Origin of the sequence: Saccharopolyspora soli, assembly GCF_022678645.1 — a bacterium.
Lineage (GTDB): Bacteria > Actinomycetota > Actinomycetes > Mycobacteriales > Pseudonocardiaceae > Saccharopolyspora > Saccharopolyspora soli.
In genome coordinates, this window is sequence record NZ_JALBWV010000012.1 from 71,757 (window position 1) to 96,853 (window position 25,097).

At 68.7% G+C, this 25,097-nt stretch carries 21 protein-coding genes; 5 read left to right on the top strand and 16 right to left on the bottom strand.

The window, feature by feature from the left end; genetic code table 11:
- Positions 1-116: 116 nt before the first annotated feature.
- The 12 genes from MOQ72_RS11520 to MOQ72_RS11575 form a co-directional block, all read right to left on the bottom strand.
- Positions 117-1,262, bottom strand: a complete 1,146-nt coding sequence (locus tag MOQ72_RS11520) for an MCE family protein (protein ID WP_242182870.1) — start codon at positions 1,260-1,262, stop codon at positions 117-119.
- On the bottom strand, positions 1,262-2,392 hold the full coding sequence (locus MOQ72_RS11525) for an MCE family protein (RefSeq protein ID WP_242182872.1): 1,131 nt from the start codon (positions 2,390-2,392) through the stop codon (positions 1,262-1,264). Before MOQ72_RS11525 ends, MOQ72_RS11520 begins: the two co-directional genes overlap by 1 nt.
- The gene (locus MOQ72_RS11530; RefSeq protein ID WP_242182874.1) at positions 2,389-3,546 is read right to left on the bottom strand and encodes an MCE family protein; all 1,158 of its coding nucleotides are present in this window, start codon (positions 3,544-3,546) and stop codon (positions 2,389-2,391) included. The genes MOQ72_RS11525 and MOQ72_RS11530 overlap by 4 nt, the downstream gene beginning before the upstream one ends.
- Positions 3,546-4,565 carry an MCE family protein gene (locus MOQ72_RS11535; RefSeq protein ID WP_242182876.1) on the bottom strand — a complete coding sequence of 340 codons (1,020 nt, stop codon included), beginning with the start codon at positions 4,563-4,565 and terminating at the stop codon, positions 3,546-3,548. The genes MOQ72_RS11530 and MOQ72_RS11535 overlap by 1 nt, the downstream gene beginning before the upstream one ends.
- Positions 4,562-5,596, bottom strand: a complete 1,035-nt coding sequence (locus MOQ72_RS11540) for an MCE family protein (RefSeq protein ID WP_242182878.1) — start codon at positions 5,594-5,596, stop codon at positions 4,562-4,564. The genes MOQ72_RS11535 and MOQ72_RS11540 overlap by 4 nt, the downstream gene beginning before the upstream one ends.
- Positions 5,593-6,918, bottom strand: coding sequence for an MCE family protein (locus MOQ72_RS11545; protein ID WP_242182880.1), 1,326 nt, complete (start codon positions 6,916-6,918; stop codon positions 5,593-5,595). Before MOQ72_RS11545 ends, MOQ72_RS11540 begins: the two co-directional genes overlap by 4 nt.
- Positions 6,915-7,769 carry an MlaE family ABC transporter permease gene (locus MOQ72_RS11550; protein ID WP_242182882.1) on the bottom strand — a complete coding sequence of 285 codons (855 nt, stop codon included), beginning with the start codon at positions 7,767-7,769 and terminating at the stop codon, positions 6,915-6,917. Before MOQ72_RS11550 ends, MOQ72_RS11545 begins: the two co-directional genes overlap by 4 nt.
- A 4-nt stretch (positions 7,770-7,773) precedes the next feature.
- Positions 7,774-8,505 carry an MlaE family ABC transporter permease gene (locus tag MOQ72_RS11555; protein WP_242182884.1) on the bottom strand — a complete coding sequence of 244 codons (732 nt, stop codon included), beginning with the start codon at positions 8,503-8,505 and terminating at the stop codon, positions 7,774-7,776.
- 136 nt (positions 8,506-8,641) lie between these two features.
- Entirely contained in the window at positions 8,642-9,385 is a 744-nt protein-coding gene (locus tag MOQ72_RS11560) for a glucose 1-dehydrogenase (protein ID WP_242182886.1), read from the bottom strand.
- A gap of 1 nt (position 9,386) precedes the next feature.
- Complete coding sequence (locus MOQ72_RS11565) at positions 9,387-10,895, bottom strand: aldehyde dehydrogenase family protein (protein WP_242182888.1); 1,509 nt, start codon at positions 10,893-10,895, stop codon at positions 9,387-9,389.
- Positions 10,896-10,977: 82 nt separating this feature from the next.
- Positions 10,978-11,865 (bottom strand): 3-oxoacyl-ACP reductase, encoded by an 888-nt coding sequence (locus tag MOQ72_RS11570; RefSeq protein WP_242182890.1) that lies wholly within the window; start codon positions 11,863-11,865, stop codon positions 10,978-10,980.
- An 11-nt stretch (positions 11,866-11,876) separates the two neighbouring features.
- On the bottom strand, positions 11,877-12,965 hold the full coding sequence (locus MOQ72_RS11575; RefSeq protein ID WP_242182893.1) for a Zn-dependent alcohol dehydrogenase: 1,089 nt from the start codon (positions 12,963-12,965) through the stop codon (positions 11,877-11,879).
- A gap of 394 nt (positions 12,966-13,359) precedes the next feature.
- Here MOQ72_RS11575 and MOQ72_RS11580 point away from each other — a divergent pair, with 394 nt between their 5' ends.
- From MOQ72_RS11580 to MOQ72_RS11590, 3 genes are read left to right on the top strand one after another with little or no spacing between them, the layout of a single operon-like run.
- A complete protein-coding gene (locus MOQ72_RS11580) occupies positions 13,360-14,538 on the top strand; it encodes an acyl-CoA dehydrogenase family protein (RefSeq protein WP_242182895.1) in 1,179 nt (392 codons plus the stop codon).
- Between the two features lie 56 nt (positions 14,539-14,594).
- The gene (locus MOQ72_RS11585; RefSeq protein ID WP_242182896.1) at positions 14,595-15,692 is read left to right on the top strand and encodes an acyl-CoA dehydrogenase family protein; all 1,098 of its coding nucleotides are present in this window, start codon (positions 14,595-14,597) and stop codon (positions 15,690-15,692) included.
- Position 15,693: 1 nt separating this feature from the next.
- Positions 15,694-17,274 carry a long-chain-fatty-acid--CoA ligase gene (locus tag MOQ72_RS11590; RefSeq protein WP_242182898.1) on the top strand — a complete coding sequence of 527 codons (1,581 nt, stop codon included), beginning with the start codon at positions 15,694-15,696 and terminating at the stop codon, positions 17,272-17,274.
- 103 nt (positions 17,275-17,377) lie between these two features.
- Here the strand turns inward: MOQ72_RS11590 and MOQ72_RS11595 are convergent, their stop codons facing one another.
- Positions 17,378-18,481, bottom strand: a complete 1,104-nt coding sequence (locus MOQ72_RS11595; protein WP_242182901.1) for an NAD(P)H-dependent flavin oxidoreductase — start codon at positions 18,479-18,481, stop codon at positions 17,378-17,380.
- 122 nt (positions 18,482-18,603) lie between these two features.
- Positions 18,604-20,247 carry an acyl-CoA synthetase gene (locus MOQ72_RS11600; protein ID WP_242182903.1) on the bottom strand — a complete coding sequence of 548 codons (1,644 nt, stop codon included), beginning with the start codon at positions 20,245-20,247 and terminating at the stop codon, positions 18,604-18,606.
- Between the two features lie 155 nt (positions 20,248-20,402).
- Here MOQ72_RS11600 and MOQ72_RS11605 point away from each other — a divergent pair, with 155 nt between their 5' ends.
- A complete protein-coding gene (locus tag MOQ72_RS11605) occupies positions 20,403-21,206 on the top strand; it encodes a crotonase/enoyl-CoA hydratase family protein (RefSeq protein ID WP_242182905.1) in 804 nt (267 codons plus the stop codon).
- 154 nt (positions 21,207-21,360) lie between these two features.
- On the opposite strand, the gene MOQ72_RS11610 is transcribed toward MOQ72_RS11605, so the two are convergent.
- Positions 21,361-22,911: an acyl-CoA synthetase gene (locus tag MOQ72_RS11610; protein WP_242182906.1), complete on the bottom strand. Its 1,551-nt coding sequence runs from the start codon at positions 22,909-22,911 to the stop codon at positions 21,361-21,363.
- A 61-nt stretch (positions 22,912-22,972) separates the two neighbouring features.
- Positions 22,973-24,022, bottom strand: coding sequence for an LLM class F420-dependent oxidoreductase (locus MOQ72_RS11615; RefSeq protein WP_242182908.1), 1,050 nt, complete (start codon positions 24,020-24,022; stop codon positions 22,973-22,975).
- A gap of 99 nt (positions 24,023-24,121) precedes the next feature.
- Here MOQ72_RS11615 and MOQ72_RS11620 point away from each other — a divergent pair, with 99 nt between their 5' ends.
- Positions 24,122-25,090 (top strand): Zn-ribbon domain-containing OB-fold protein, encoded by a 969-nt coding sequence (locus tag MOQ72_RS11620; protein WP_242182910.1) that lies wholly within the window; start codon positions 24,122-24,124, stop codon positions 25,088-25,090.
- The last annotated feature ends 7 nt before the right edge of the window (positions 25,091-25,097 follow it).

Below are 25,097 nucleotides of genomic sequence, written 5' to 3' on the forward strand. Positions count from 1 at the left end.
TCGCGAGAATGCCTCTGAGAACCCGCGGCGGTGCCAGCTGCGAGAGCGGAAGGAAGCGGCTGACGCCGATTGCCTGACGACCATTCCCGTCACACCCAACCCGCGCGAGTTCTTACTCACGGGGTGAACGGGGGTGGTGGCGGGACGGGGTCCGGGATCGGGGCTGTCGGGGCGTTTTGCGAGCCGCGGACGCTGATCTCGCTGTCCGGTGGCTCCGCGCAGTGCACGTTTTCGTTCGTCGGTCCCGGTGCCGTTTCGCTGCCCGGTCGCCGGGGTGTGTCCTCGTAGCCCCTGGTGCAGGCGATCGGGTTGAAGAAGTTGAGCACCAGGCCCAGGTGCCCGGTGCCATCCGGTGCCAGCGAGTGGGTGAATGAGGAGACCACCGGCAGGGCCACCAGCATCTGCTCGACCGCCGGTCCGCGCACTTCGGTGATCCGCATGGTGGTCAGCAGGTTCGCCACCACCACGCCGAAGTCGGTGCCCGCGCTGCGCAGCAGCGCATCGACCTCCTGGCTGGCCACTGGCGCCTGCTGGATGATCCGCCGCAGATCCGGGTCCGATTCCTTGAGCTGCGCGGAGATCTGGCGCAGCCCGCCGCTGAACGACACGATCTGCTCGGCCTGCTCCTGCTGGGTGCGCAGCACGACGTCGCTGTTGGCCAGCAGACCGGTGGTCTGCGGGAGGTGCTGATCGGCCGCCGCGGTCACCGAGCTGGCCGCGTCGAGCAGGCGTTGCAGGTCGTCGCCGGTGCCGTCGAACGCGGTGCCGACCTCGTCCACGACCGTGCGCAGGTCGTCGACCGGCACGCTGCCCACCAGCCGGTCCAGGTCGACCAGCAGCGATTCCGGCGCCGGTGGCGTCTCGGTGCGGTCCTGCGCGATCACCGATCCGGCGGCGAGGTACGGGCCGCGGTCGTGTTCCGGTCGCAGGTCGAGGAACTGCTCGCCGACCGCCGAGCGGTTGGCCACCGCGGCGCGCGTGTCGGCCGGGATCGGGGGCGCGGAATCGGCGATGTGCAGGTCGACGTCGATGCCGGTGCCGGTCAGCCGCATCGCGGTGACCCGGCCGACCGACACCCCGCGGTAGGTCACCTCGGAGTTGGTGAACAGTCCGCCGGAGTCGGCCATCCGCACCGTCACGGAGTAGCCGTTGCCGCCGAAGAACCGGTCCAACCCGGCGTACTGGCCGCCGGTGTAGCCGACGCCGACCACCGCGAGGACCAGGAACAACCCCAGCCGCACCTTGGTCTTCCGCGCGAACATCACGGTCCTCCCAACTGCGGGGCGGGTATCGGCAGCGGGGGCAGGGCCGGTGCGGGCGGCGGCAGGGTCAGCCCGGACTGCCCCGAGTCGGAGAGTCCGGGGATCGGGATCAGCGGACCGGAGGAGCGGGTGAGGTTCTCCATGATGCTGCTCAGGTCCAGGTCGATCCGGACGTCGGCGTTGACGAAATCGCCCTTGAGCGGATTCATGACGTACTCCGGGAACGGGTAGGTCGCCAGGTAGCCGATGGCGTCCGGCAGCGCGTCGCCGGTGTCGGCGAGCTTCTGCAGCGTGGGGGCGAGGGCTTGCAGGTCGGCCACCATGTCGTCCCGGCTGCGGTTGACGGTCTGCACCGCGACACCGGAAAGCTGGTCCAGCGCTTGCAGCATCGCGACGAGCTGGCCGCGCTGCTGCGCCAAGGTCTGCAATCCGGGCGCCAGGCCGTCGAGTGCCCCCGCTACCGCGTCAGTCTGCCCGCGCAGGGTCGACGACAGCCGGTTGAGGCCGTCGATGGCGCGGGTGATGTTCTCCTTCTGCGCGTCCAGCCTCGTGACGGCCTCGTTGAGATTCCCCAGCAGAGCCCGGATTTCGGCCTCGTTGCCGGTGAACGCCCGGTTCAGCTCCTGCACGATGTCCTGCAACTGCGCGACCCCGCCCCCGTTGAGCAGCATCGACAGCGCACCGAGCACTTCCTCGACCTGCGGATTGCGATTGGTGCGTGCCAGCGGGATCACCGCGCCGTCGGCCAGTTCGTCCGACGCCGCGGCTGGGGGTGCCGCGAGCTCGACGAACTTCTCCCCCAACAGGCTCGACTGCCGCAGTTGGGCGTCGGCGTTGGCGGGCAACCGGACGTCACCGCTGACCGCCATGACCACCAGTGCGGTGGTGTTGTCCTGGCTCAGCTCGATCTTCTCCACCCGTCCGACCGCGACGTCGTTGACCTTCACGCTGGCCTGCGGGACGAGGTCGAGCACGTCGGCGAAGTGCGCGGTCACCCGGTACGGGTGGTCGCCCAGTTCAGCACCACCGGGCAGCGGCGCGTTGTAGAGACCGGCGAATCCCCCTGCGGTGCAACCGGAAACCAGCAGGGCCACGAGCAGACCGGCGACCAGCGCGCACCGTCTGGTCATGGGTTTCCCCCTTGTCGAGCGGCGTCCGCCAGCGGCAGCGGTAGCGGCGGCAGTTCGCCCTGCTGGAGGTGGTGCACCGTTTCGCCGATCGACGGCAGTCGCAGCGTTCCGTCCAGCACCGGGGCCAACTTGGCGCAGGCGTCCTTCAGCTCCGCGGGCAGCGGTTCGGGCGCGCTGTGCTGGAGCAGCTTGCACACCATCAACACCGGCGGATGGGTGAGTTCGTTGAGGTGGCCGCGCACCGTGACGCTTCCGGAGGCCGCGTCGTAGGCGTTGATGAAGTTCGTCGCGCCCAGCGGCGCGACGTCGAGCACCTCGGCCAACGCCTTGCGCTGATCCACCAACGCCTGCGTCACGCCGGTCAAGTTGTCCACATTGGATGCCACGAGGTTCCTGTTGTCGTGGACGAATCGGGAGACGTCGTCGAGCGCGACCGACAGCGAACCCAGCGCGGCACCCATCTGCTCCTGTTCGCTGGCCAGGAATCCGGTCACATCGGTGACCCGCCCGTAGAACTCCTGGATCTGCCGGTCGCTGGCGGCCAGCGCGGCGGTGAACTCGTTGAGGTTGTCCACCGTGGCGAACAGATCGCCCTGGTTCTCCTGCAGGGTTCCGGCCAGGGCACCGAGTTGCCGCACCGTGGCGTTGAGGTCCTTGCCGTTGCCCTCCAGCGCGGCGGCCGAGGTGCTGAGCACGTCGGACAACGCGCCCGTGCTGTTCGCGCCATCCGGGCCGAGGGCCTGTGCGAGCGCGTTGGCGCTGCGGTACAGGTCGTCGAGTTCGGCGGGCGTGGCCGTGCGGTCCTTGGCCAGCACCGCACCGGAAACCAGCTCGGCACCGCCGGAATAGGCCGGGGTGAGCTGCACGTACCGGTCACTGACCAAGCTGGGGGCCACCACCACGGCCTTGACATCGGCCGGGATCCGGACGTCGTCCTGGACGTGCATGTCCACCCGGACCACGTCCCCCTGCGGCACGACGCTGTCGATGTTGCCGACCTCGACACCCAGCACCCGCACGCTCGACCCGGCGTAGACGCCGACTGCCTTGTCGAAATACGCGGTGATCTGCTTGCCGGGATCGCTGAACAGCCACCACAGGCCCGTGCTGACCAGCAGCACGAGCACGCACCCCAGACCGAGCTTCTTCGCCATCAGCCACCTCCGACGGGACGGGACGGCACCGGGATCTCGCAGGACGTGGTGTTCGTCTGGAGTGGCCCGGCATTGATCGCCGGTGGGAACAGCCCGCACAGGTAGCCGTCGAACCACCGGCCGTTGCCGACGGTGTTGTTGAAGCCGCGCACGTACGGCGCCATCGCCGCAATCGTCCGGGCCAGGTCGTCTTGGTTGCGCTGCAACATCTCGGTCAGCTGGTTGAGCTGGTCCAGGGTCGGCTGCAACTGCTGCTGGTTGTCGGCGACCAGGCCGCGCAGCTCGTCGGAGAGCCGCTGGGTTCCGGCCAGCAGCGCGGAAATCGCCTCGCGGCGGCTCTGCAGTTCGGCCAGCAGCAGGTTTCCGTCGGAGATCAACCGCTGCACCTGCGCATCGCGGTCGGCGACGATCTTGCTGACACCGCTGGCGTTCTGCAACAGGGCGGCCAACTGCTGGTCGCGCGAGGCGATGGTCCGCGACAGCTGCGACAGCCCGTCCATCGCCTGTCCCAGGTGCTGCGGTGCGCCGCGGAAGGTCTCCGACAGCACCCGGAAGCTCTCGGCGAGCTGCTGGGTGTCGATCCGATCGGCGGTGCGGGTGAGCTGGTCCAGCGCGTCCGGGATGTCGAACGGTGCGGTGGTCCGCTCGACGGGGATCGGCTCCGCGAGCTCGTCGGCCCCTTCTGGTCGCAGCGCGAGGTACTTCTCACCGAGCAGCGTCTTGATCTCGATGCTCGCCCGGCTGCGCTCGCCCACTCGCACGCCGTCCACCCGGAACGTCACGAGCACCCGATTGCCGTCCAGCTCGACATCGGTGACCTCACCGGACTTGATCCCGGCGACCTGCACGTCGTTGCCCGCCGCGAGTCCGGCGGACTCGGTGAAGTACGCCTGGAAAGTCCGGCCGCTGCCGATCACCGGCAGGTCCTTGGCGAAGAACGCCCCCAGCGTGACCAGGGTGATCAGCACGACCGCCAGCACGCCGACGACGGCCTGGTTCCGCTCCCGCAACGGCTTCATGACTTGCACCTCTCCGGCATCTCCGACGCCGGGACGGGCACGATCGGAACGGTGATGTTCAGCTCGGAAATCCCGACCGTTCCCGAGATCCGGCACAGGTAGAAGTTGAACCAGCTGCCGTAGCTGACGGTCCGGGTCAACGAGTTCAACCGGTCCGGAATCGTCTGCAGGTCGCGCTCCAGCTTCGGCTGCTCGGCGTTGAGGACGGTGGTCACCCGGTTCAGCTCGGCGATGCTGCTCCGCAACGGTGGTCGCGCCTGTTCCAACAGTCCGGCCGTGGTGTGCGAGAGCTCGTCGAGCGCGGCGATGGCTTCGCCGATCGGTTGCCGCGCTTCGGCGAATCCGCTGGTCAGCTGCTGCATCGCGGTGATCAGCTCGCCTAGTTGCGGGCCGCGGGCGTTGACCGTGCCCAGCACCGCGTTGAGGTTGTCGATCACTTGGCCGATCACTTCGTCCTTGCGCGCGAGCGTTGAGGTCAGCGATGCGGTGTGGGCCAGCAGGCTGTCCACCGTACCGGCCTCGCCCTGCAAGACCTGGACGATCTCGGCCGACAACTGGTTGACGTCCTGCGGCGAAAGCGCCTGGAACAGCGGCTTGAACCCGTTGAACAGCGCCGTGAGGTTCAGCGCCGGATGGGTGCGCTCCAGCGGGATCTCGCCGCCCGGCGGCAGCACGTCGGCCGGATCGCGCAGCGGGGCGTCCAGCGCCAAGTACCGCTGCCCGGCGAGGTTGCGGTACTTGACGGTCGCCGCCGCGTCGCGCGGAAGCCGCCGCTGCGCATCGATGTCGAAGTGCACCAGGGCGAATCTGCCGTCGACGACTTCCAGTTCGGTCACCCGGCCGACCTTCACCCCGGCGATCCGCACGTCGTCGCCGACGTCCAGGCCGGATGCGTCGGCGAACCGGGCGCGGTAGGACTCGGTTGAACTGGCGGTGGAGGCGGCGATGGTCATCGCGAGCACGCCGGTGAGCGTGATCGTGACCACGGCGAACAGCAGCAGTTTGATCAGTGGGGCGGTGATCGACCTCATCGCACCGTCACCTCCGCCCCGCGGTACAGCGGCCCGATGAGAAGTCCGCTCCAGTCCGGCACATCCGCCCGTTGAACGCCCAACTGCGGTGCCAGCAGCGCGGACAGCAGATCCCGCTCGGCCGGTGAGTTCACCAACGACTGCGGGGTGGTCGATGCCGGTACCTGGTTCCACGGGAACACTTCGTCCCGGTCGCGCGGCGGTTCGGGGAACGTGGAGCCGTCCTGCACCGGACCGCCCGGCGGGTACTGCGGGAAGGTGTCCGGCGGCTCGACCCACGGGTAGCAGCGCGGCCCCCGCTGGTCCAGGTAGCGGGGCGCGTCCACACCGGGCAGGTACTTGCCCCGGCTGCCGGTGATCTCGATGGTGAACTTGGCGATCTCCGGGTTCTCCGATCCCTTCCCGAAGGACGCCTCGGCATTCGGTATCGAGTCCGCGAACTGCTTGAGCATGCATGGGTATTCCGGCGCGTACTCGGCGAGCAGTTCCAAAGTGGACCTCGACGTGCCGGTGAGGTTGATCAGGTTGTCCTTGTTCAGGTCCAGGAACCGGTGCAGGTCGTTCGCGCTGCCGGTGACGGTGCCGAGCATCGTCTCCAGCGCGGCGCGCTGCTCGGCGATCGTCCTGCTGGTCGTGGTCAGGTCGCTGAGCGCCTGCGTCAGGTCGGGGGCGGCTTGGTCGTAGGTGTCGGCCACCTCGTCGATGCGCGCGATGACCGATTCGAGCTTCGGCAGCGACGGGTTCATCCGCGCCAGGTAGCCGTCGAGCTGCACCAACGTGTCGCCGAGCTGTTCGCCACGGCCGTCCAACGCCTGCGACACGGCGCTCAACGTCGTCGAGAGCTTTTCCGGTTGCACCGCTTGCAGAACCGGTAGCAGATCGTCGAGCACCCGCTCGATCTCGATCGCCGAGGCGCTGCGGTCCTGCGGGATGACATCGCCGGACGCCAGCCTCCGCGAATCCGGATTCCGCGGGATCTGCAAGGAGACGTAGCGTTCCCCGAACAGCGTCTTGGGCAGCAGCCGGGCCGACGCGCTCGCCGGGATCAGCTCCGCCTGGTCCGGCTGCAACGCCAGGTCCAGCACCGCGTGGTCCCCGGCTGCCCGCACGTCGCGCACCTCACCCACCACCACGCCGCGCACCTTGACGTCGGCACCGACCCGCATCTGGTTGCCGATCCGGTCGGTCTCCAGGCTGACCGCCACGACCGGCGTGAACACCTTGCGGTAGGCGGCGATGGTGCCCGCGAAGAACAACCCGGCCGCCACCAGGAACGCCACCCCGAGCGCCTGGTACCGGCGCCTGCTCCACCCCGGCCTCATCCCGAGATCCGAACTGTCGTGGTGGATCCCCAGATGGCCAGGCTGAGGAAGAAGTCCAACACCGCGACCAGCACGATCGAGGTGCGCACCGCACGGCCCACCGCGACCCCCACACCGGCCGGTCCGCCGCGTGCGGTGTAGCCGTAGTAGCAGTGCGTCAGGATCACCGCGATGCTGAACACGATCACCTTGCCGAACGACCAAAGCACGTCCTGCGGCGGCAGGAACAGGTGGAAGTAGTGGTCGTAGGTGCCCGCCGACTGGCCGTAGAACCACACGGTGATCTGCCGGGAGGCGAGGTAGGAGCCGAGCAGGCCCACCACGTACAGCGGAATCACCGCCGCCACCCCGGCCAGCACCCGGCTGGTCACCAGGTACGGCACGGTGCGCACACCCATCACCTCCAGCGCGTCGATCTCGTCGGAGATCCGCATCGCGCCCAGCTGCGCGGTGAACCCGCAACCGACGGTCGCCGACAGCGCCAGGCCCGCCGACAGCGGCGCGACTTCGCGGGTGTCGAAGTAGGCGGCCACGAACCCGGTCAGCGCCGAGGTGCCGAGCTGGTTCAGCGAGGAATAGCCCTGCAATCCCACGACCGCACCGGTGGCCACCGTCATGCCGATCATGACGCCGAGCGTGCCGCCGATGACGGCCAGCGCACCGCTGCCGAACACGACCTCGGTCAGCAGCCGGGCGGTCTCGCGGGAGTATCGGCGCAGCGTCACCGGCGCCAGGGCGAGAGCGCGCAGGTAGAACGAGAGCTGCCAGCCCAGGTCGGCCAGCGCGTCGCCGGGCCCGCTGGTGATCCGCCGCCGCGCCGGGGACGCGGCGGCCGGGTCGACGACGGCCATCGGCTCACAACCCCTTCGGTGGCACGAGTTGCAGGTAGATCCCGGTGAGCACCAGGTTGATCAGGAACAGCAGCAGGAAGGTGATCACCACGGCCTGGTTGACCGCGTCGCCGACGCCCTTCGGCCCCGCGGCCGGGTTGAGCCCGCGGTAGGCGGCGACCACCCCGGCGACGAACCCGTAGAGCAGCGCCTTGAACTCGCTGATCCACAGGTCGGGCAGTTGGGCGAGCGCGTTGAAGCTGGCCAGGTACGCGCCCGGCGTGCCGCCCTGCAGGATCACGTTGAAGAAGTAGCCGCCGAGCACCCCGACGACGCTGACCATCCCGTTGAGCAGCAAGGCGACGAGCACCGCACCGAGCACCCGCGGCACGATCAGCCGCTGGATCGGCGACACCCCCAGGACCTGCAAGGCGTCGATCTCCTCGCGGATGGTGCGCGCGCCGATGTCGGCGCACATCGCCGACCCACCGGCCCCGGCAACCAGCAGCGCGGTGATCAGCGGACTGGCCTGCTGGAGGATCGCCAACGCGCTGGCGGCGCCGGTGAACGACTGCGCGCCGATCTGCTGGGTCAACGACCCGAGCTGCATGGCGATGACGGCCCCGAACGGAATGGCCACCAAAGCGGTGGGCAGGATCGTCACACTGGCGAAGAACCAAGCCTGCTGAACGCACTCCCGCCATTGGAAGGGCCGCCGCGGAATGGCCCGCAACACCTCCCACCCCAACGTCGCCATCCGCCCAACCTGCCCAAACGCCCCCACCCCAACACCACTCACCGCCACTGCCCACCTCCCGATCCACGCTGATCCGGGGTGAGGGGCACCCTTGACCAAGTAAGTTGGTGAAGGGTGCCCCTCACTCACCACCCGTTCAGGCGAGTGAGTGCGTTGCCGTTGCGCCACCGTCCGCGGTGAATTCCGCGCCGGTGCAGTAGGAACTCTCATCGCTGGCGAGGAAGACCGCGAGTGCCGCGATCTCCTCCGGTTGGCCGACCCGACCCAGTGGGACGCGCTTGCCGACGTAGTCCATCGGGACCGGGCCACCGGCCGCGTCGGAGATCATCTGGGTATCGATCGCGCCGGGGTGCACCGAGTTGACCCGGATCCCCTTGGCGCCCAGCTCCATCGCGGCCACCTTCGTCATCCCGCGAATCGCGAACTTGCTCGCCGTGTACGCCACCAGCAGCGGCATCCCGGCCAGACCCTCCACAGAGGACACGTTGATGATCGAGCCGCCCTCGGACATCGCCGGGATCACCTCGCGCATACCGAGGAAGGTGCCGATCTGGTTGACCCGGATGACCCGCTCGTAGTCGGCCAGGCTGGTGTCCGCCAACTCCGAGAAGTGCAGCACCCCGGCGTTGTTGACCAGCACGTCGACCCGCCCGAGCTCGCGGGCCGCGCGTACCGCGTCGATCCAGTCGTCCTCGGAACCGACGTCCAGGTGCTGGTAGACGGCGGCGGGGCCGAGTTCATCGGCCAACGCCGCGCCCTGTTCGTCGGCCACGTCCGCCACCAGCACCCGTGCGCCTTCGGCGACGAAGCGGCGAGCCGTCGCCGCGCCCTGTCCGCGCGCGGCACCGGTGATGATCGCGACCTTGCCCGCCAGCCGCATGTCACATCAGCTCGTCGCTGAGCGGTAGCAACACGGCCTTGAGCTCGGTGTAGGACTCGAAGGACGACCGGCCGCCCTCCCGACCGAGCCCGGACTGCTTGTACCCGCCGAAGGGCAGGTGCGGCTCCACGGTGAACCCGTTGATCCCGACCGTGCCGGTGCGGATCCGCTTGGCGACCCGGAACGCGCGTTGCACGTCCGAGGTGTACACCCCGGCGCCGAGCCCGTACTCGGAGTCGTTGGCCAGCCGGACCGCTTCGTCCTCGTCGGCGAACGGCACGACCGACAGCACCGGGCCGAAGATCTCCTGCTGCGCGATGGTCATCGAGTTGGTCACGTCGGCGAAGATCGTCGGCTGCACGAAGTACCCGGCGCTGAGGTCGCCGTCCGACCGGCCGCCACCGGCGACCAGTCGCGCGCCTTCCCGCTGCCCCTGCTCGATGAAACCCAGCACCCGGTCCAACTGCCGCTGGTTGATCAGCGGGCTGGACAGCACGCCCTGGTCGAACGGGTCGCCGTAGGTCACCGAGGCGGCGATCAGCCCGGCCGCGCCCAGGAAATCGTCGTAGACGTCCTGGTGCACCAGCGCCCGGCTGTGCGCGACGCACGCCTGACCGGACAGCCCGAGCGTGACCATGCCCATCGCGGTCATGCCCGCCATGCCCACGTCGGCGTCCGGGAACACGATGGCCGGGCTCTTGCCGCCCAACTCCAGCGACACCCGCTTCATGGTGTCCGCCGAGGCCGCGATGATCCGGCGACCCACCTCGCGACTGCCGGTGAAGCTCACCTTGTCCACCAGCGGATGCCCGACGAGCGCCTCGCCGGTCGGGTCGCCGGGCCCGGTGACGACGTTGATCACGCCGTCCGGAACTCCGGCTTCCCGCAGCAGTTCCACCAGCCGCAGCACGCAGAACGTCGCGTATTCCGAGGGCTTGAGCACCACCGTGCACCCGGCGGCCAAGGCCGGGGCGACCTTCTGCGCGAACAGCAGGAACGGCGCGTTCCACGGCAGCACCGCGGCCACCACGCCGACCGGTTCGCGGAAGGTCATCGCCAGGTGGTCGCCGCCCTGGTAGGGCGGCAAGGTCTCGCCACCCGCCTTGTCGATCCACCCGGCGTGGTGTTCGAAGACATCGGCCGCCACATCCACCGATCCGGCGTACACCGTGCCGAACGACAGCGGCACGCTGTTGTCCAGCGCCTGCCGGGCCCGCAGGTCATCGGCGTGCTCGCGCAGCAGGTCCGCGTAGCGGCGCAGCAACCGCGCCCGCTCACCAGCGCGAATCGTCGGCCACGGGCTCTCGTCGAACGCCCGACGCGCGGCGCGGACCGCGTCGTCGACATCTTCGGCTGCGGCGACGGCGAAATCCGCCACTGCTTCGCCGGTCGCCGGGTGGTGGTGGGTCCAGGTCCGCCCGGCGCGGGCCTGCTGCCACTGGCCGCCCACCAGCAGCAGTCCTTCCTTCAGCGCCACAGCATCACAGTGCTGCCGCACGGTCAGGGCCATCGAATCCTCCTCGCCCAAGAGCTCGTTCCGTGGACCTGGCTTGCGCACCACAAGCGGCTGCCGCCGCTCACAAAAAGACCTCCTACGGAAGGGAAGACAACTCGGTGTTGGCGAAGCTCAGTTCGGGATCGCGCGTTGCGAAGTAGGCTCCGACGGTGTCCGCCAACTCTTCTTCTGTCCACAAGGGACATTCGGTGTCGAAGCGCCGCTCGACAGCTGGCGCCGCCATCAAGGCGATCATCCCGCTGTGCACGACGAACACCTGACCGTTGATCGCTTGCGCCGCGGGTCCGGCCAAATAAACGACCAGCGGCGCCACGTGATCCGTCGACAATGGATCGATGCCGGTTTCGGGTGCCGGTCCGAAGATGTCTTCGGTCATCGCCGTCCGGGCACGCGGGCAGATGGCATTCGCCCGAACCCCCATGCGCTGCAACGCGCGCGCCGTGGACACGGTCAACGCCGCGATTCCCGCCTTGGCCGCCGCGTAGTTCGGCTGCGCCGGGGATCCGAGCAAGAACGCTTCGGAAGCCGTGTTGATCAGGCTGCCGCAGGTCGATCCGGTCTGCTTGTACTGCTCCCGCCAATGCGCAGCGGCATTCCGGGACAACAGGAAATGGCCGCGCAGGTGGACGCGGATCACGTCGTCCCACTCCGGCTCGCTCATCTTGAACAACATCCGGTCCCGCAACACCCCGGCGTTGTTGACCACCACGTGCAAACCGCCGAAGCGCTGCACCGCGGTCGCGACCAACTCTTCGGCGGTGACGCTGTCGGAGACGTCCCCGACGACAGCAGCGGCCTTGCCGCCGAGCTCCTCGATCTCCGCCACCACGGCCGACGCGGTCTCGGACACGTCGTTGACCACCACATCCGCACCGGCACGCGCCAGCGCCAACGCTTCCGCGCGTCCCAACCCCGCGCCCGCGCCGGTGACGACGGCGACTTTCCCGTCCAGGCTCCGCACCACTGCTCCCGGCCTCAGTCGAATGTCACGATCTGCCGCACCACCGCGCCACCGGGGCTCTGCAACGCGGCCAGTCCCTCGTTGATGTCGTCGAGCCTGATGCGGCGGGAGATCATGCCTTCCAGGTCGAGCCGCCCAGCGCGCCACAGGTTCACCATCCGCGCGGTGTCCCGGCGCGGATCCGACGAGCCGTAGAACGACGGCAGGATCTTCTTCTCGTTGATGAACAACTCCTGCGCGTTGAACTCGACCGCCTGCTCCGGCCCGCCCGCACCGACGATCACCACGCTGCCGCCGCGCCGAGCCGCGTCGTAGGCGGAGCGGATCGTGGCGGCCGATCCGACCACTTCGATGGCGTAGTCGAACCCGCGGCCACCGGTCACCGCGTTCTGCACTTCCGCCAAACCCTCCGGCGTGGTGGCGTGCGTGGCGCCGAACTGCTTCGCCGCAGCGTGCTTCTCGGTCACCGGGTCGACCGCGACGATCTGCGCGGCACCGGCCAGCCGCGCGCCCTGGATCACCGAGATGCCGACCCCGCCGCAGCCGATGACGACCACAGTGGACCCCGGTTCGACCTGCGCGGTGTTGAGCACCGCGCCGACCCCGGTGAGCACCCCGCAGCCGATGAGCGCACCGATCTCGAACGGGATGTCCTTGTCGATCCGGTTGGCGCCCGCGCTGGGCAGCACCACTTCCTCGGCGAACGCCCCGCAGCCGCCGAAGCCGAACGCGGGCTCGCCGCCGACCTCGAACCGCGGCGACACGAACGCCGCGACGGTGTGCACTTCGCACAGGTTCGGCTGCCCGTTGAGGCAGTACTCGCACCGGCCGCACGGCGGCACGAAGGAGAGCACGACGTGATCGCCGGGTGCCAGTTCGGTCACTTGGCTGCCGACTTCCACGACCTCACCGGCGCCTTCGTGCCCCATCACGCCGGGTGCCAACGCGGGCAGCGCCCCGTTCATCGCGGAGATGTCGCTGTGGCAGACACCGGCCGCCTTGACGCGCACTCGGACTTCGTCTGGGCCGGGCGTGGTGGTGGCGACGTCCGACCGCACGTCCAGCTTGTCATCACCGATCTGCTTGAGCACCGCTGCCTTCACGGGGTGGTCACCTCACCGAGATCGCCCGCTGTGGGATCTGTTACCCACGACACATTAGAACGTGTTCTTATGAACTAGCAAGACTCACACGAGAAATCCTGGAATATTGAGACCTACACCGAAAATCACATGTAGAACCAGTTCTATGGAACGTGCGGTTCAGCTGGAAGGCAGGTCACTCAGCCTCACAACGAGCCGTTCGCACGCGGGTCACTGCTCCATCCGGCGTCAATCCGAGCCACCATCTCGACATAGAACCAGTTACTACTACACGCGGAACACCCGCTGTCGGGAATTCACTTGTTCAGCTGTCATGTGTCGACCGCCGAGCCGGACTCGGACTATGGTTGATGAAACATGTTTCACACGCTCTCCGTCGATGCAGGAGGGATGCATGCGCATCGCCTACACGCCTGAGCAGGAGCAGCTGCGCAAGGAGCTGCGCCGCTACTTCGGCAAGCTCATGACACCGGAGCTCCGCGAGGAACTGGCCGCGCACGGCGACTACGGCGACGGCGCGGCGTACAAGCGGCTGGTCCGGCAGATGGGCGCGGACGGCTGGCTCGCGCTGGGCTGGCCGTCGGAGTACGGCGGGCAGAACCGCGGCATGCTAGAGCAGCTGATCTTCACCGACGAGGCGGCGATCGCCGGTGCTCCGGTGCCGTTCCTGACGCTCAACAGCATCGCGCCGACCATCATGCGGTTCGGCACCCCGGAGCAGAAGTCGTTCTACCTGCCGCGGATCGCCTCCGGCGAGATCCACTTCTCCATCGGCTACTCCGAGCCGGAGGCGGGCACCGACCTCGCCTCGCTGCGCACCACGGCCGACCGGGACGGCGATGCGTACGTGGTCAACGGCCAGAAGATGTGGACCAGCCTGATCCAGTACGCGGACTACGTGTGGCTGGCCTGCCGGACCGACCGCGAAGCCAAGAAGCACCGCGGGCTGAGCATCCTGATCGTGCCCACCGCCACGCCCGGTTTCTCCTGGACCCCGGTGCACACCGTCGCCGGGCCGACCACCAGCGCCACCTACTACCAGGACATGCGCGTGCCGACCTCGGCCCTGGTGGGTACCGAGAACGAGGGTTGGCCGCTGATCACCAACCAGCTCAACCACGAGCGGGTGGCGCTCACCTCGTCGGCACCGCTGCGGGTGGCGTTGGACGAGGTGCTGGTGTGGGCGCGGGAGACCCGGCTCGCCGACGGGCGCCGAGTGCTCGACCAGGAGTGGGTCCGGCGGCACCTGGCCCGCGTGCACGCCGGGGTGGAGTTCCTCAAGCTGGTCAACTGGAAGATCGCCGCCACCGTCGAGCAACAGCCCGCACCCGCCACCGCCTCGGCGACCAAGGTGTACGGCACTGAGTTCGCCACGGAGGCGTACCGACTGCTGATGGAAGTGCTCGGCAGCGCGGCCTACGTGCGCCAGGGCTCGCGGGGCGCGGTGCTGCGCGGTCGGGTCGAACGCATGCACCGCTCGGCGCTGATCCTCACCTTCGGCGGCGGAACCAACGAGGTGCAACGCGACATCGTCGCCGCGGTCGGTCTCGGCCTACCGCCCGCCAAGCGCTGACGTGCATCTTCCGCGGGCACGGCTGCGGGTTCGAAGACGGACTTGAGGGAGGATCCATGGACTTCTCGTGCACCGAAGCGCAGGTAGAGCTGGCCGGGTTGGTCGCGAAGATCGTCGGTGATCGGGCGACGAACGAGCGGTTGCGCGAGGTGGAAAGCGAACCGGACCGCTTCGACCGTGCACTGTGGACGCACCTGGCGCAGGCCGATGTGCTCGCGGCAGCGTTGCCGAGCTCGGTCGGTGGTGGCGGATTCGGGTTGCTGGAGCAGTGTTCCGTGTTGATCGAGCTGGGTCGCGCGGCCGCGCCGGTGCCCTACCTCGCCTCGATCACCACGGCCGCTTCGGCGCTGGCCCAGTTCGGCACCCCGGAGCAGCAGCGGCGCTGGGCGGTCCCGGCTGCCAACGGCGAGCTCGTGCTCACCGCCGCGCTGACCGAGGAGAACAACCCCGACCTGCACCGGCCCGTCTGCCGCGCGGAGCGGCTGGACGGCGAATGGGTGCTCACCGGCAGCAAAACCACGGTTCCGGCCGGGCCGGTCGCTGACTTGGTGTTGGTTCCCGCATCGACGTCGGACGGGCCGCGCGTGTTCCTGGTCGAGCCCGCGCGGCTCACCATCGAGCGGCAACGCATCGTCGACTCCGACAGCGAGGCGTGGCTCGACCTGGACGGTGTGCGGCTCAGCGACGACCAGGTACTCGGCGCGGATTCAGCGGTGCTGGACTGGTTGATCACCAGGGCGACGGTGGGAGCGTGCGCCCACCAGGCCGGAGTCGTCGCGCGGGCGTTGGAGCTGACCAGCGAATACGCCCGCGAGCGAGTGCAGTTCGGGCGTCCGATCGGCAGCTTCCAGGCGGTCGCCCAGCGGTTGGCGGACGCCTTCATCGACGTGGAGGCCGTGCGCCTGACGCTGTGGCAGGCGGCGTGGCAGGTCGACGAGGGATTGCCGTGCGCGACAGAGGTGGCCACCGCGAAGTTCTGGGCCGCGGACGCCGGACACCGCGTGGCGCACACGGCGGTGCACATCCACGGCGGAGTCGGTATCGACGTCGACCACCCGCTGCACCGCTACTTCGTCGCGGCCAAGCGCAACGAGTTCTTCCTCGGTGGCGCGGCGGACCAGCTGGGACGGCTCGGCGACGCGCTGGTGGACTGACATGACGCCGACGGTGACCGAACTCCTGCTGGCCCGTGCCGACGACAACAGCTGCGGACTTCGGTTCGCCGACCGCGCGTGGTCGTGGGCGGAGCAGGTTCGGGTCTGCGCGCAATACGCGTCGCTGCTGCGTGCTCGGCTGCGCGCGGATGTCCCCCGCCATGTTGGTGTTCTGCTCGGCAACGTGCCGGAGTTCGCGTTCCTGCTCGGCGGGGCCGCGCTGTCCGGGGCGGTGCTGGTGGGGCTGAATCCGACGCGGCGCGGAGCGGCCTTGGCCCGCGACATCCGGCTGACCGACTGCCAGCTGATCGTCACCGACAGCTGGCACGCGGAACTGCTCGCCGGGCTCGACCTCGAATCGGTGGACGTGCTGCTCGTCGACACGCCGCCTTGGTCGTCATTGCTCGCCGAACATGTCGGTAGCAGCCTCGATCCGGAGCCAGCGACGCCGGACGACCTGCTCGTGCTGGTGTTCACCTCCGGCACCGGCGGCGAGCCCAAGGCGGTCCGCTGCACGCACGGCAAGATCGCCTTCCCGGGCCGGATGCTGGCCGACCGGTTCGCGCTGACCGGCGACGACGTGGTGTACGTGTCGATGCCGCTGTTCCACTCCAACGCCCTGATGGCCGGTTGGGCGGTCGGCTTGGCGGCCGGGGCGGCCATCGCGCTGCGCCGCCGCTTCTCCGCTTCCGGGTTCCTGCCGGACGTGCGCCGCTTCGGTGCGACGTACGCGAACTACGTGGGCAAACCGCTCGCGCACATCCTGGCCACCCCGTCGCGCCCGGACGACGCCGACAATCCGCTGCGGCTGGTGTACGGCAACGAGGGCAACGAACGAGACGTGGCCCGGTTCGCCGAGCGGTTCGGCTGCCGCGTCGTCGATGCCTTCGGCTCCACCGAGGGCGGGATAGCGGTGGCGCGCACGCCCGATACGCCACCCGGTGCGCTGGGGCGGCTCCCGGACGGCGTCGCAGTGCTCCACCCGGACACCGGAAAACCCTGCGCTCCGGCTGAATTCTCCGCGGACGGCCAGCTGCTCAACCCGGATGAGGCGATCGGTGAACTGGTCAACACCGCCGGATCGGGCTGGTTCGCGGGCTACTACAACGCGCCGGAGGCCGACGCGGAGCGGATGCGCGACGGCATGTACTTCAGCGGCGACCTCGCCTACCTGGACGCGCAGGGCTTCTGCCACTTCGCGGGCCGCTCGGCGGACTGGCTCCGGGTGGACGGCGAAAACCTCGGCACCGCACCGATCGAACGAATCCTGTTGCGACACCCCGAAATCCTCGAAGCAGCGGTCTACGGCGTCCCCGACCCGACGGTGGGCGACCAGGTGATGGCCGCGATCACCGCGAACCCCGACTTCGACCCAACCACGCTGGGCGACTTCCTAGCGGCACAACCCGACCTCGGCCCCAAGCAATGGCCCCGCTACATCCGCCTGGCGAAAGAACTCCCCCGCACGGCAACGCACAAGATCCTCAAACGCCAACTAGCCGCCGAACGCTGGCAAACCCCAGACCCGATCTGGCACCACGCCAACAACGCCTACACCCCGCTCGAACCCCGCAAGACGTAGCGCGAAGGTGAGGGGCACCCGTGACCAAGTAACTGGGTCACGGGTGCCCCTCATCCGTTCCACGATGCGGATCCCGTTCGTCCCGGCGGGTTCCGGAGGTATCTCAATTCAGCTTGTTCAGGTTCGCGATCGTTTCGTCGAGTTCGTGCAGGAGGTTCGCCAGCACTTCGGCGACCGGGCGGACCTCGTTCATCCGGCCGACGATCTGGCCCACCGGCATCGACACCACACCGGGATCGCCGGAGCGCATGATGCGCTGGTGGGCTTCGCTGACCAGGATGTTCTGCAGCGGCATCGGTAGCGGCTCCGGTGCGTCCGGCTCGGCCCACGAGTCGGTCCAGCGGGTCCTCAGCAGCCGCGCCGGTTTCCCGGTGTAGATGCGCGACCGCACGGTGTCGCTGGAACCCGCCGCCAACAGGGCCCGCTGCGCCGCCGAATTGCCCGGCATCTGCTGGTATTCGCTGGTGGTCAGCCAGTACGAGCCCATCCAGACCCCGCTGGCGCCGAGCGCGAGCGCCGCCGCGATCTGCCGCCCGGACCCGATGCCACCGGCCGCCAGCACCGGTGCCCGGTCGCCGACGGCATCGACGATCTCCGGCACCAGCACCATCGTGGCGATCTCCCCGGTGTGCCCACCGGCCTCGTGCCCCTGCGCCACCACGATGTCCACGCCGTTGTCGACATGCCGACGAGCATGTTCGGCCTTGCCCGCCAACGCCGCCACCAGCACGTCGTGCTGATGCGCCTGTTCGATGACGTCCACCGGCGGTGAGCCCAACGCGTTGGCGATCAACCGCACCGGGTGCCGCAACGCAACGTCCACATGGGACCGGGCTACCGAGTGCAACCAGCCCAGAACGCCTTCCGCGTGCCGTTCATCGGCGGGAAGTTCCGGCACGCCCAGCTTGGTGAGCGTGCGTTGCACGAACTCCCGGTGTTCCGGCGGAATCAGCTGTTCCAGATCGATCGAGGTACCCTCGGTCGGGATCTTCGCGGGCATCACCACGTCCACCCCGTAGGGCTTGTCGTCGGTGTTGTGATCCATCCAGTCCAGCACCGCGTCCAAGTCGTCGGCGTCGTTGAACCGCACGCAGCCGAGCACCCCCAACCCACCGGCCCGGCTGATCGCGGCGGCGACGTGCTCGGACGGCGTGAAACCGACGATCGGGTGCTCGATGCCCAGGGTCTCGCACAGTGTCGTTCGCATTGCTCCTCAGATCCTGTCTCCGAACTCGTTTTGCGTGGCGGTTCCGGTGGCGGTGCGAGTTGCACAGGTGGGCCAAGCGGCTGCGTCGCTTCAAAGACAACGGGCCAAGACCGGACAGGCCCTCAACTCGGCTCGATGGCGGTTTCGCGCCACGACGGGTCGCGCACGTCAGTCGGCTCGTGCGTGCGGGTGTGCCGCTTCGCCCAGGTGTAGTCGGGTTTTCCGCTGGGCGACCGGGTCACCTGCGCCACCAGCCACAGGCTGCGCGGCACCTTGTACCCGGCGATCCACGCCCGGACGTGCGCGTCGAGCTCGGCCAGCCGGGGCACCGCACCGGCCCTGGGCTGCACGACCGCCGCGACCCGCTGGCCGAGGCGATCGTCCGGCACCCCGACCACCAGAGCGTCGAACACGTCCGGATGCGACTTGAGCGCGGCCTCGACCTCCTCCGGGAAGACCTTCTCGCCACCGGTGTTGATGGACACCGAACCCCGCCCGAGCATCGTCACGGTGCCGTCGTCCTCGATGCGCGCGTAGTCGCCGGGCACGACGTACCGCTTGCCGTCGATCTCGACGAACACCGACCGGGACTTCTCCTCGTCCTTGTAGTAGCCGAGCGGGACGTGCCCGGTGCGCGCCAACCAGCCGATCTCGCCGGGCGGCGCGAAGCTCCGGTCGTCGCGGATGACGACGGTGGAGGCGTCGGCGTTGACCCGCGGCCCGCCGGTCTGCTCGACGTCGCGGGCGATGACGCCGATGCCGCTGAACCCGGTCTCCGACGAGCCGATCGAGTCGGTGATCACGACGTTGGGCAGCGCATCGAGGTACTGGTGTTGCACCGACCGAGAGAAAAGCGCCGCGCTGCTGGAGATCGCCACCAGCGAGGACGCGTCGTAGCTGCCCTCGTGGTACGCCTCGATGAGCGGCCGGGCCATCGCGTCACCGACGATGGCCAGCACGTTGACCCGTTCCCGCTCGATCGCGCGCCACACCTCGTGCGCGTCGAACTGCGGCACGAACACCACCGGACTGCACGCGAACAGGTTGCCGAAGCTCGCCCACTGAGCGGCGCCGTGGATGAACGGCGCGGCGGGCAGCCGGACCAGGCCACCGCTTTCGGCCCCGGCGCGCGCCTGCTGCCACTCGTCGAGCATCCGCTCGCCGGTCATGAAGTCGATGCCGCCGCCGAGCACCCGCCAGACGTCCTCGTGCCGCCACATCACGCCCTTGGGCATGCCGGTGGTACCGCCGGTGTAGAGCAGGTAGAGGTCGTCGCCGCTGCGCGCCGGGAAGTCGCGCTCAGTCGGCTGATCGGCCAACACCGACTCGTACTCGACGCCGCCATACCCGGTGTAGTCCTCGTCGGTGCCGTCCTCGACGACGAGGACCTGGCGCAGTTCTGGGAAATCCGGCCGAACCTGGGCCACGGTCGCGCTGTAGCGGCGCTCGTGCACCAGTCCGGCGAGGTCCGCGTTGTCGAAGATGTAGCGCAATTCCTTCGGCACGTAGCGGAAGTTGATGTTGATGGGCACGGCGCGGACCTTGTAGGCCGCGAGCATGGTCTCCAGTGCCTCGATGGAGTTGCGGGAGTAGACCCCGATGTGCGAACCGGCCCCGAGGCCGTTCGCCGTGAAGTGGTGCGCCAACTGGTTGGTCCGCTGCTCCAGCTGTGCGAAGGTCAGCCGCCGCTCGCCGCAGACCACGGCGACGCGATCGGGTACCAGATCGACGGCGTGCTCGAAGAGATCTGCGATGTTGTAAGCCACCCCAGAGAAACTAGAACGTGTTATCGTTTTCGGCAAGAACCCGAAAGCGTCTGTTTCCCAGTGCGAGATCCGGTCAGCACTACGACTTCTCGAGCAGTGCCCGGAAGAACCCGCCACGCGAACCGTCAAACACCTCCTAGCGCGGAAAGGTCCCCATGACGTCGACAACAGAGGTCGTCGAGCAACCCCACTGCCTGGTCGAGCGGCGCGGCGCGGTGCTCGTGGTGACGATGAACCGGCCCGAGGTCCGCAACGCGCTGTCCGGGCCGATGCTGCAGATCATGCGTCAGGCGTGGGACGAAGTCGACCAGGACGACGACATCCGGGTGTGCGTCCTCACCGGCGCGGGCGGTGCGTTCTGCGCCGGTGCGGACCTGAAGGCGATGACGCAGGCCCATCCCGGCGACACGGCCCGCGGCATGGACATGTCGGTCATCGAACCCCTGCTCAAGGGCCGTCGGCTCACCAAACCGCTGATCGCGGCGGTGGAGGGACCCGCGGTGGCGGGCGGAACGGAAATCCTGCAGGCGACGGACATCCGGGTGGCGGGCGAGAGCGCGCGGTTCGGTGTCTCGGAGGCCCGGTGGGGCCTGTTCCCGCTGGGCGGCTCCGCGGTTCGGCTACCCCGGCAGATCCCGTACACCGTGGCGGCGGACATCCTGTTGACCGGCAGGCACATCCGAGCAGCGGAGGCCAAGGAGCTGGGTCTGATCGGACACGTCGTCCCGGACGGCCAGGCGCTGGAGAAGGCGCTGGAGCTCGCGAATCTGGTCGCGGCCAACGGTCCGCTGGCGGTTCAAGCAATCCTGCGCACCATGCGGGAGACCGAGGGCATGCCGGAGAACGAAGCGTTCACTGTGGACGCTCGTCTCGGCATGGAGGTGTTCGCCAGCGAAGACGCCAAAGAAGGCCCCCGAGCCTTCGCCGAGAAGCGCAAACCCCACTTCCGCGGCCGATAACCCGATCGGCCCAACACCGAAGGGCACCACCACCCGAGCAAGAGCACACGCCGCTCCGATCGGCGGCGCGGGTTCACTTGGACGTGGCATGAGTGAAGGGCACCTTCGACCGGTTAAGTCGGTAAAAGGTGCCCTTCACTCAGCACTCCAACGGTCAGATCGCTCGGTCGTGGTTGGCCCAGTAGGGGTCTCGGAGCTTGCGCTTGTAGAGCTTTCCGTTGGGATCGCGGGGTAGTTCCGCGACGAAGTCGACGCTGCGCGGGATTTTGAACTTCGCCAGCCGTTCGTGGGCGAAGGCGATCAGCTCGGCCGCCAACTCCTCTCCCGGCTCGACGCCTTCGGCGGGCTGCACGACGGCCTTGACCTCTTCTCCCCAGTCCTGGTGCGGGACTCCGAAAACCGCCACGTCGGCCACCTCAGGGTGCACCGACAGGGTGTTCTCGATCTCGGCCGGGTAGATGTTCACCCCACCGGAGATGATCATGTCGCTCTTGCGGTCGCACAGGTACAGGTAGCCGTCCGCGTCGAGGTAGCCGATGTCCCCGAGAGTGAACAGGTCGCCGACCCGCGCTTGCTCGGTCTTCCGGGCGTCCCGGTGGTATTCGAAGCTGGATCCGCCCATCCGCATGTAGACCGTGCCGATCTCGCCGGGCGGCAGCTCCGCGCCGTCGTCCCCCAGCACCTTGACCGTCGATCCCGGCCAGGCCCGGCCGACCGAACCGGGCTTGGCCAGCCACTCCTCGGCGGTGATCGACGTACCGCCGCCCTCGGTCGCCGCGTAGTACTCCACCACCACCGGCCCCCACCAGTCCAGCATCGCCCGCTTGACCTCAGGCGGACACGGCGCCGCCCCGTGGATCGCCGCGCGCAGCGACGACACGTCGTAGCGCTCGCGGACCTCGGTCGGCAGCGCGAGCAGCCGGTGGAACTGGGTCGGCACCATGTGCGTGTGGGTGACCCGGTGCTGGTCGATCAGCCGGAGCATCTCTGCCGGGTCCCAGCGGTCCATCAGCACCGCCTGGTGTCCGAATTGGATGGCGTGGCTGACGAAGTTGAGCACTGCGGTGTGGTACAGCGGCGAACCGCACAGGTGCACGTGGTCGTCGAAGGGTCGCAGGCCGAAGATGCCGAAGAACCACTTCGCCGCCGCTGGTACCTGGTCGGGATCGTCCCCGGTCAGCGGGCGGCGGACGCCCTTGGGACGACCTGTGGTTCCCGAGGTGTAGAGCATCGGCGAACCCGTCGTCCGCACGTCCGGACGCTTCGGCGGCTCCTGCGCGCCGAGGCTGGAAAGCCGGTGGAAACCGGGTATCTCGCCCACAGCGAACCGCGCCGACGACGGCAATCCGCTGCGGGCCGCGGCATCCGCCGCTGCCTCGGCGAACCTCTCGTGCGCCACGAATGCTTTCGCGCCGCTGTCTTCGAGCAGGTAGGCGACCTCGGCGCCGACCAGGTGCCAGTTCACCGTCACCACGTACAAGCCGCATTGCAGCGCCGCGAAGTACGCCGCGAGCAGGTCCGCCCCGTTGGGCAGCATCAGCACGATGCTGTCGCCGACCTCCAGCCCCATGCTCTGCAGACCTCGCCCGTAGCGGTCGGCCGCCGCCGCGAGCTCGGCGTAGCCGACCGACTCGCCATCCGGCGTGACCACGGCGGTCCGGTTCGGTTGTTGCTCGGCGATCTTCCACAGCCCAATGTCGGACACGGTGGGACTCCTGTCGACGATGACGCAGCCGGAATCAGCAGAACACCCAAATTAGAACTTGTTACAGTTCGTCGGCAAGCCCCAGGGCCCCGGCGATGCCGAGCAAGTGCTCGACGTCGCGACAGCCGACCAGCAGCGTGCCCACCCCGGCTTTCTCCCACTCCCGCACCCGGTTCCGCACCGCCTCGGCATCGCCGATGATCGCGACGTCCTCGACCATCTCGTCCGGCACCACCGACACCGCTTCCTCGCGACGCCCGGCGGCGAACAGCCGCACCACGTCGTCCACAGCAGATCCGTAGTCCATCCGGCGGAACAGCTCGGCGTGGAAATTCATCCCAGGCGCACCCATCCCGCCGATGTAGAGCGCGAGCGAGGGCTTCAGCCGCGCCCGCTCAGCTGGCGGATCGTCGGTGACGACGATCTGGCAACTGGCCGCGATCTCGAACTCGCCGCGGCTGCGGCGTGCCCCTGGACGGGCGAATCCCTCGGCCAACCAGTCCTCGTACATCCCGGCGACGCGCGGCGAGTAGTACACCGCGAGCCAACCGTCGGCGATCTCGGCGGTCTGAGCGACGTTGCGCGGACCTTCCGCACCCAGCCAGATGGGCAGATCGGCGCGCAGCGGGTGGGTTATCGAGCGCAACGATTTGCCCAGACCGAGTGAGCCGGGCCCATCGTAGGGCAACCGGTGGTGCGTACCGTCGTTGCGCACCGGAGCCTCGCGGGCCAAGACCTGCCGCACGATCTCGACGTACTCCCGAGTCCGCGCAAGCGGTTTGGCGAACGGTTGGCCGTACCAGCCTTCGACGACCTGCGGTCCGGACACCCCCAGTCCCAACACGCACCGCCCGCCGGAAAGGTGGTCCAGCGTCAGCGCGTGCATCGCGCAGGACGCGGGCGAGCGCGCGGCGATCTGGGCGACCGAGGTGCCCAGCCGCACCCGACTGGTCCGGGAGCCCCACCAGGCCAGCGGGGTGAACGCATCCGATCCCCAGGACTCCGCCGCGAAGATCCCGTCGAATCCGGCGCGCTCGGCTTCGAGAACGAGTTCTTCCGCATTCGGCGGCGGTGCCGCACCCCAGTAGCCGAGCTGAAGCCCGATCCTCATCGGCGAACCTCCTTGTCCTGCTGCACGATGACGTACTCGTCCACTTGCCATCGTGCCCGGATATTGCCCCAAAATCGAGAACATGTTTCACTTCACTGCGTGACTGGGCTCTCCGAACCACTCAGCGCACCCCTCGAAGTCGGCTTCGACTACACCCGATCCCTCGGCCCGGTGCACGGCCGGTTCGCCACCGCGTTGCGCGACGGCCGCATCATCGGGGTTCGCGGCAGCGACGGCCGGGTGCACGTGCCGCCGGTCGAGTACGACCCGGACACCGCCGCAGCGCTCGACGAATTCGTGCCGGTCGGATCGCAGGGCACCGTCGTGAGCTGGTCGTGGATGCCCGAGCCGTTGGAAGGCCAACCGCTGCAACGTCCCTTCGCATGGGCCTTCGTACTGCTCGACGGCGCGGACACCCCCATGCTGCACGCCGTCGACGTGCCGTCTCCCGAACAGATCCACACCGGTTTGCGGGTGCAGGTGCGCTGGGCCGAGGAGCGCGGCAACGGCATCCGCGACATCGCGTACTTCGAACCGGTCGTGAGTGGAAATGGTCGCCAGGACGACCAAAATCACTCACGACCCGAACCCGTCACCATGCTGACCACCCCGGTGCACCTGCACTACCAGCACTCGGCGTCGCCCGAGGAGAGCCGCTACCTGCGCGGCCTGGCCGACGGTCGGCTGCTCGGCCAGCGCTGCCCGGCGTGCGGGAAGGTCTACATCCCACCGCGCGGCGCCTGCCCGACCGACGGGGTGCCCACCGAGGACGAGGTCGAGCTCCCCGACACCGGCATCGTGACCACGTTCTGCATCGTCAACGTCCCGTTCCTGGGCCAGCGCATCAAGCCGCCCTACGTGTCGGCTTACGTGCTGCTCGACGGCGCCGACATCGCCTTCCTGCACCTGGTGCTGGGTTGCGCGGCCGAGGAGGTGCGGATGGGGATGCGGGTGCGCGCGGTGTGGAAACCCCGCGAGCAGTGGGGGAACACGCTGGAGAACATCGATCACTTCCACCCCACCGGCGAGCCCGATGCGCCCTTCGAGTCCTACGCCCAACACCTTTGAGCTTCTC

Bases quoted from the DNA above. Each gene is read 5' to 3' on its own strand.
- MOQ72_RS11560 (WP_242182886.1), bottom strand. From the start codon at position 9,385: ATGCGGCTGGCGGGCAAGGTCGCGATCATCACCGGTGCCGCGCGCGGA.
- MOQ72_RS11585 (WP_242182896.1), top strand. From the start codon at position 14,595: ATGGACTTCTCGTGCACCGAAGCGCAGGTAGAGCTGGCCGGGTTGGTC.
- MOQ72_RS11530 (WP_242182874.1), bottom strand. From the start codon at position 3,546: ATGGCGAAGAAGCTCGGTCTGGGGTGCGTGCTCGTGCTGCTGGTCAGC.
- MOQ72_RS11580 (WP_242182895.1), top strand. From the start codon at position 13,360: ATGCGCATCGCCTACACGCCTGAGCAGGAGCAGCTGCGCAAGGAGCTG.
- MOQ72_RS11545 (WP_242182880.1), bottom strand. From the start codon at position 6,918: ATGAGGCCGGGGTGGAGCAGGCGCCGGTACCAGGCGCTCGGGGTGGCG.
- MOQ72_RS11590 (WP_242182898.1), top strand. From the start codon at position 15,694: ATGACGCCGACGGTGACCGAACTCCTGCTGGCCCGTGCCGACGACAAC.
- MOQ72_RS11525 (WP_242182872.1), bottom strand. From the start codon at position 2,392: ATGACCAGACGGTGCGCGCTGGTCGCCGGTCTGCTCGTGGCCCTGCTG.
- MOQ72_RS11550 (WP_242182882.1), bottom strand. From the start codon at position 7,769: ATGGCCGTCGTCGACCCGGCCGCCGCGTCCCCGGCGCGGCGGCGGATC.
- MOQ72_RS11605 (WP_242182905.1), top strand. From the start codon at position 20,403: ATGACGTCGACAACAGAGGTCGTCGAGCAACCCCACTGCCTGGTCGAG.
- MOQ72_RS11540 (WP_242182878.1), bottom strand. From the start codon at position 5,596: ATGAGGTCGATCACCGCCCCACTGATCAAACTGCTGCTGTTCGCCGTG.
- MOQ72_RS11520 (WP_242182870.1), bottom strand. From the start codon at position 1,262: ATGTTCGCGCGGAAGACCAAGGTGCGGCTGGGGTTGTTCCTGGTCCTC.
- MOQ72_RS11615 (WP_242182908.1), bottom strand. From the start codon at position 24,022: ATGAGGATCGGGCTTCAGCTCGGCTACTGGGGTGCGGCACCGCCGCCG.
- MOQ72_RS11535 (WP_242182876.1), bottom strand. From the start codon at position 4,565: ATGAAGCCGTTGCGGGAGCGGAACCAGGCCGTCGTCGGCGTGCTGGCG.
- MOQ72_RS11555 (WP_242182884.1), bottom strand. From the start codon at position 8,505: ATGGCGACGTTGGGGTGGGAGGTGTTGCGGGCCATTCCGCGGCGGCCC.
- MOQ72_RS11565 (WP_242182888.1), bottom strand. From the start codon at position 10,895: ATGGCCCTGACCGTGCGGCAGCACTGTGATGCTGTGGCGCTGAAGGAA.
- MOQ72_RS11595 (WP_242182901.1), bottom strand. From the start codon at position 18,481: ATGCGAACGACACTGTGCGAGACCCTGGGCATCGAGCACCCGATCGTC.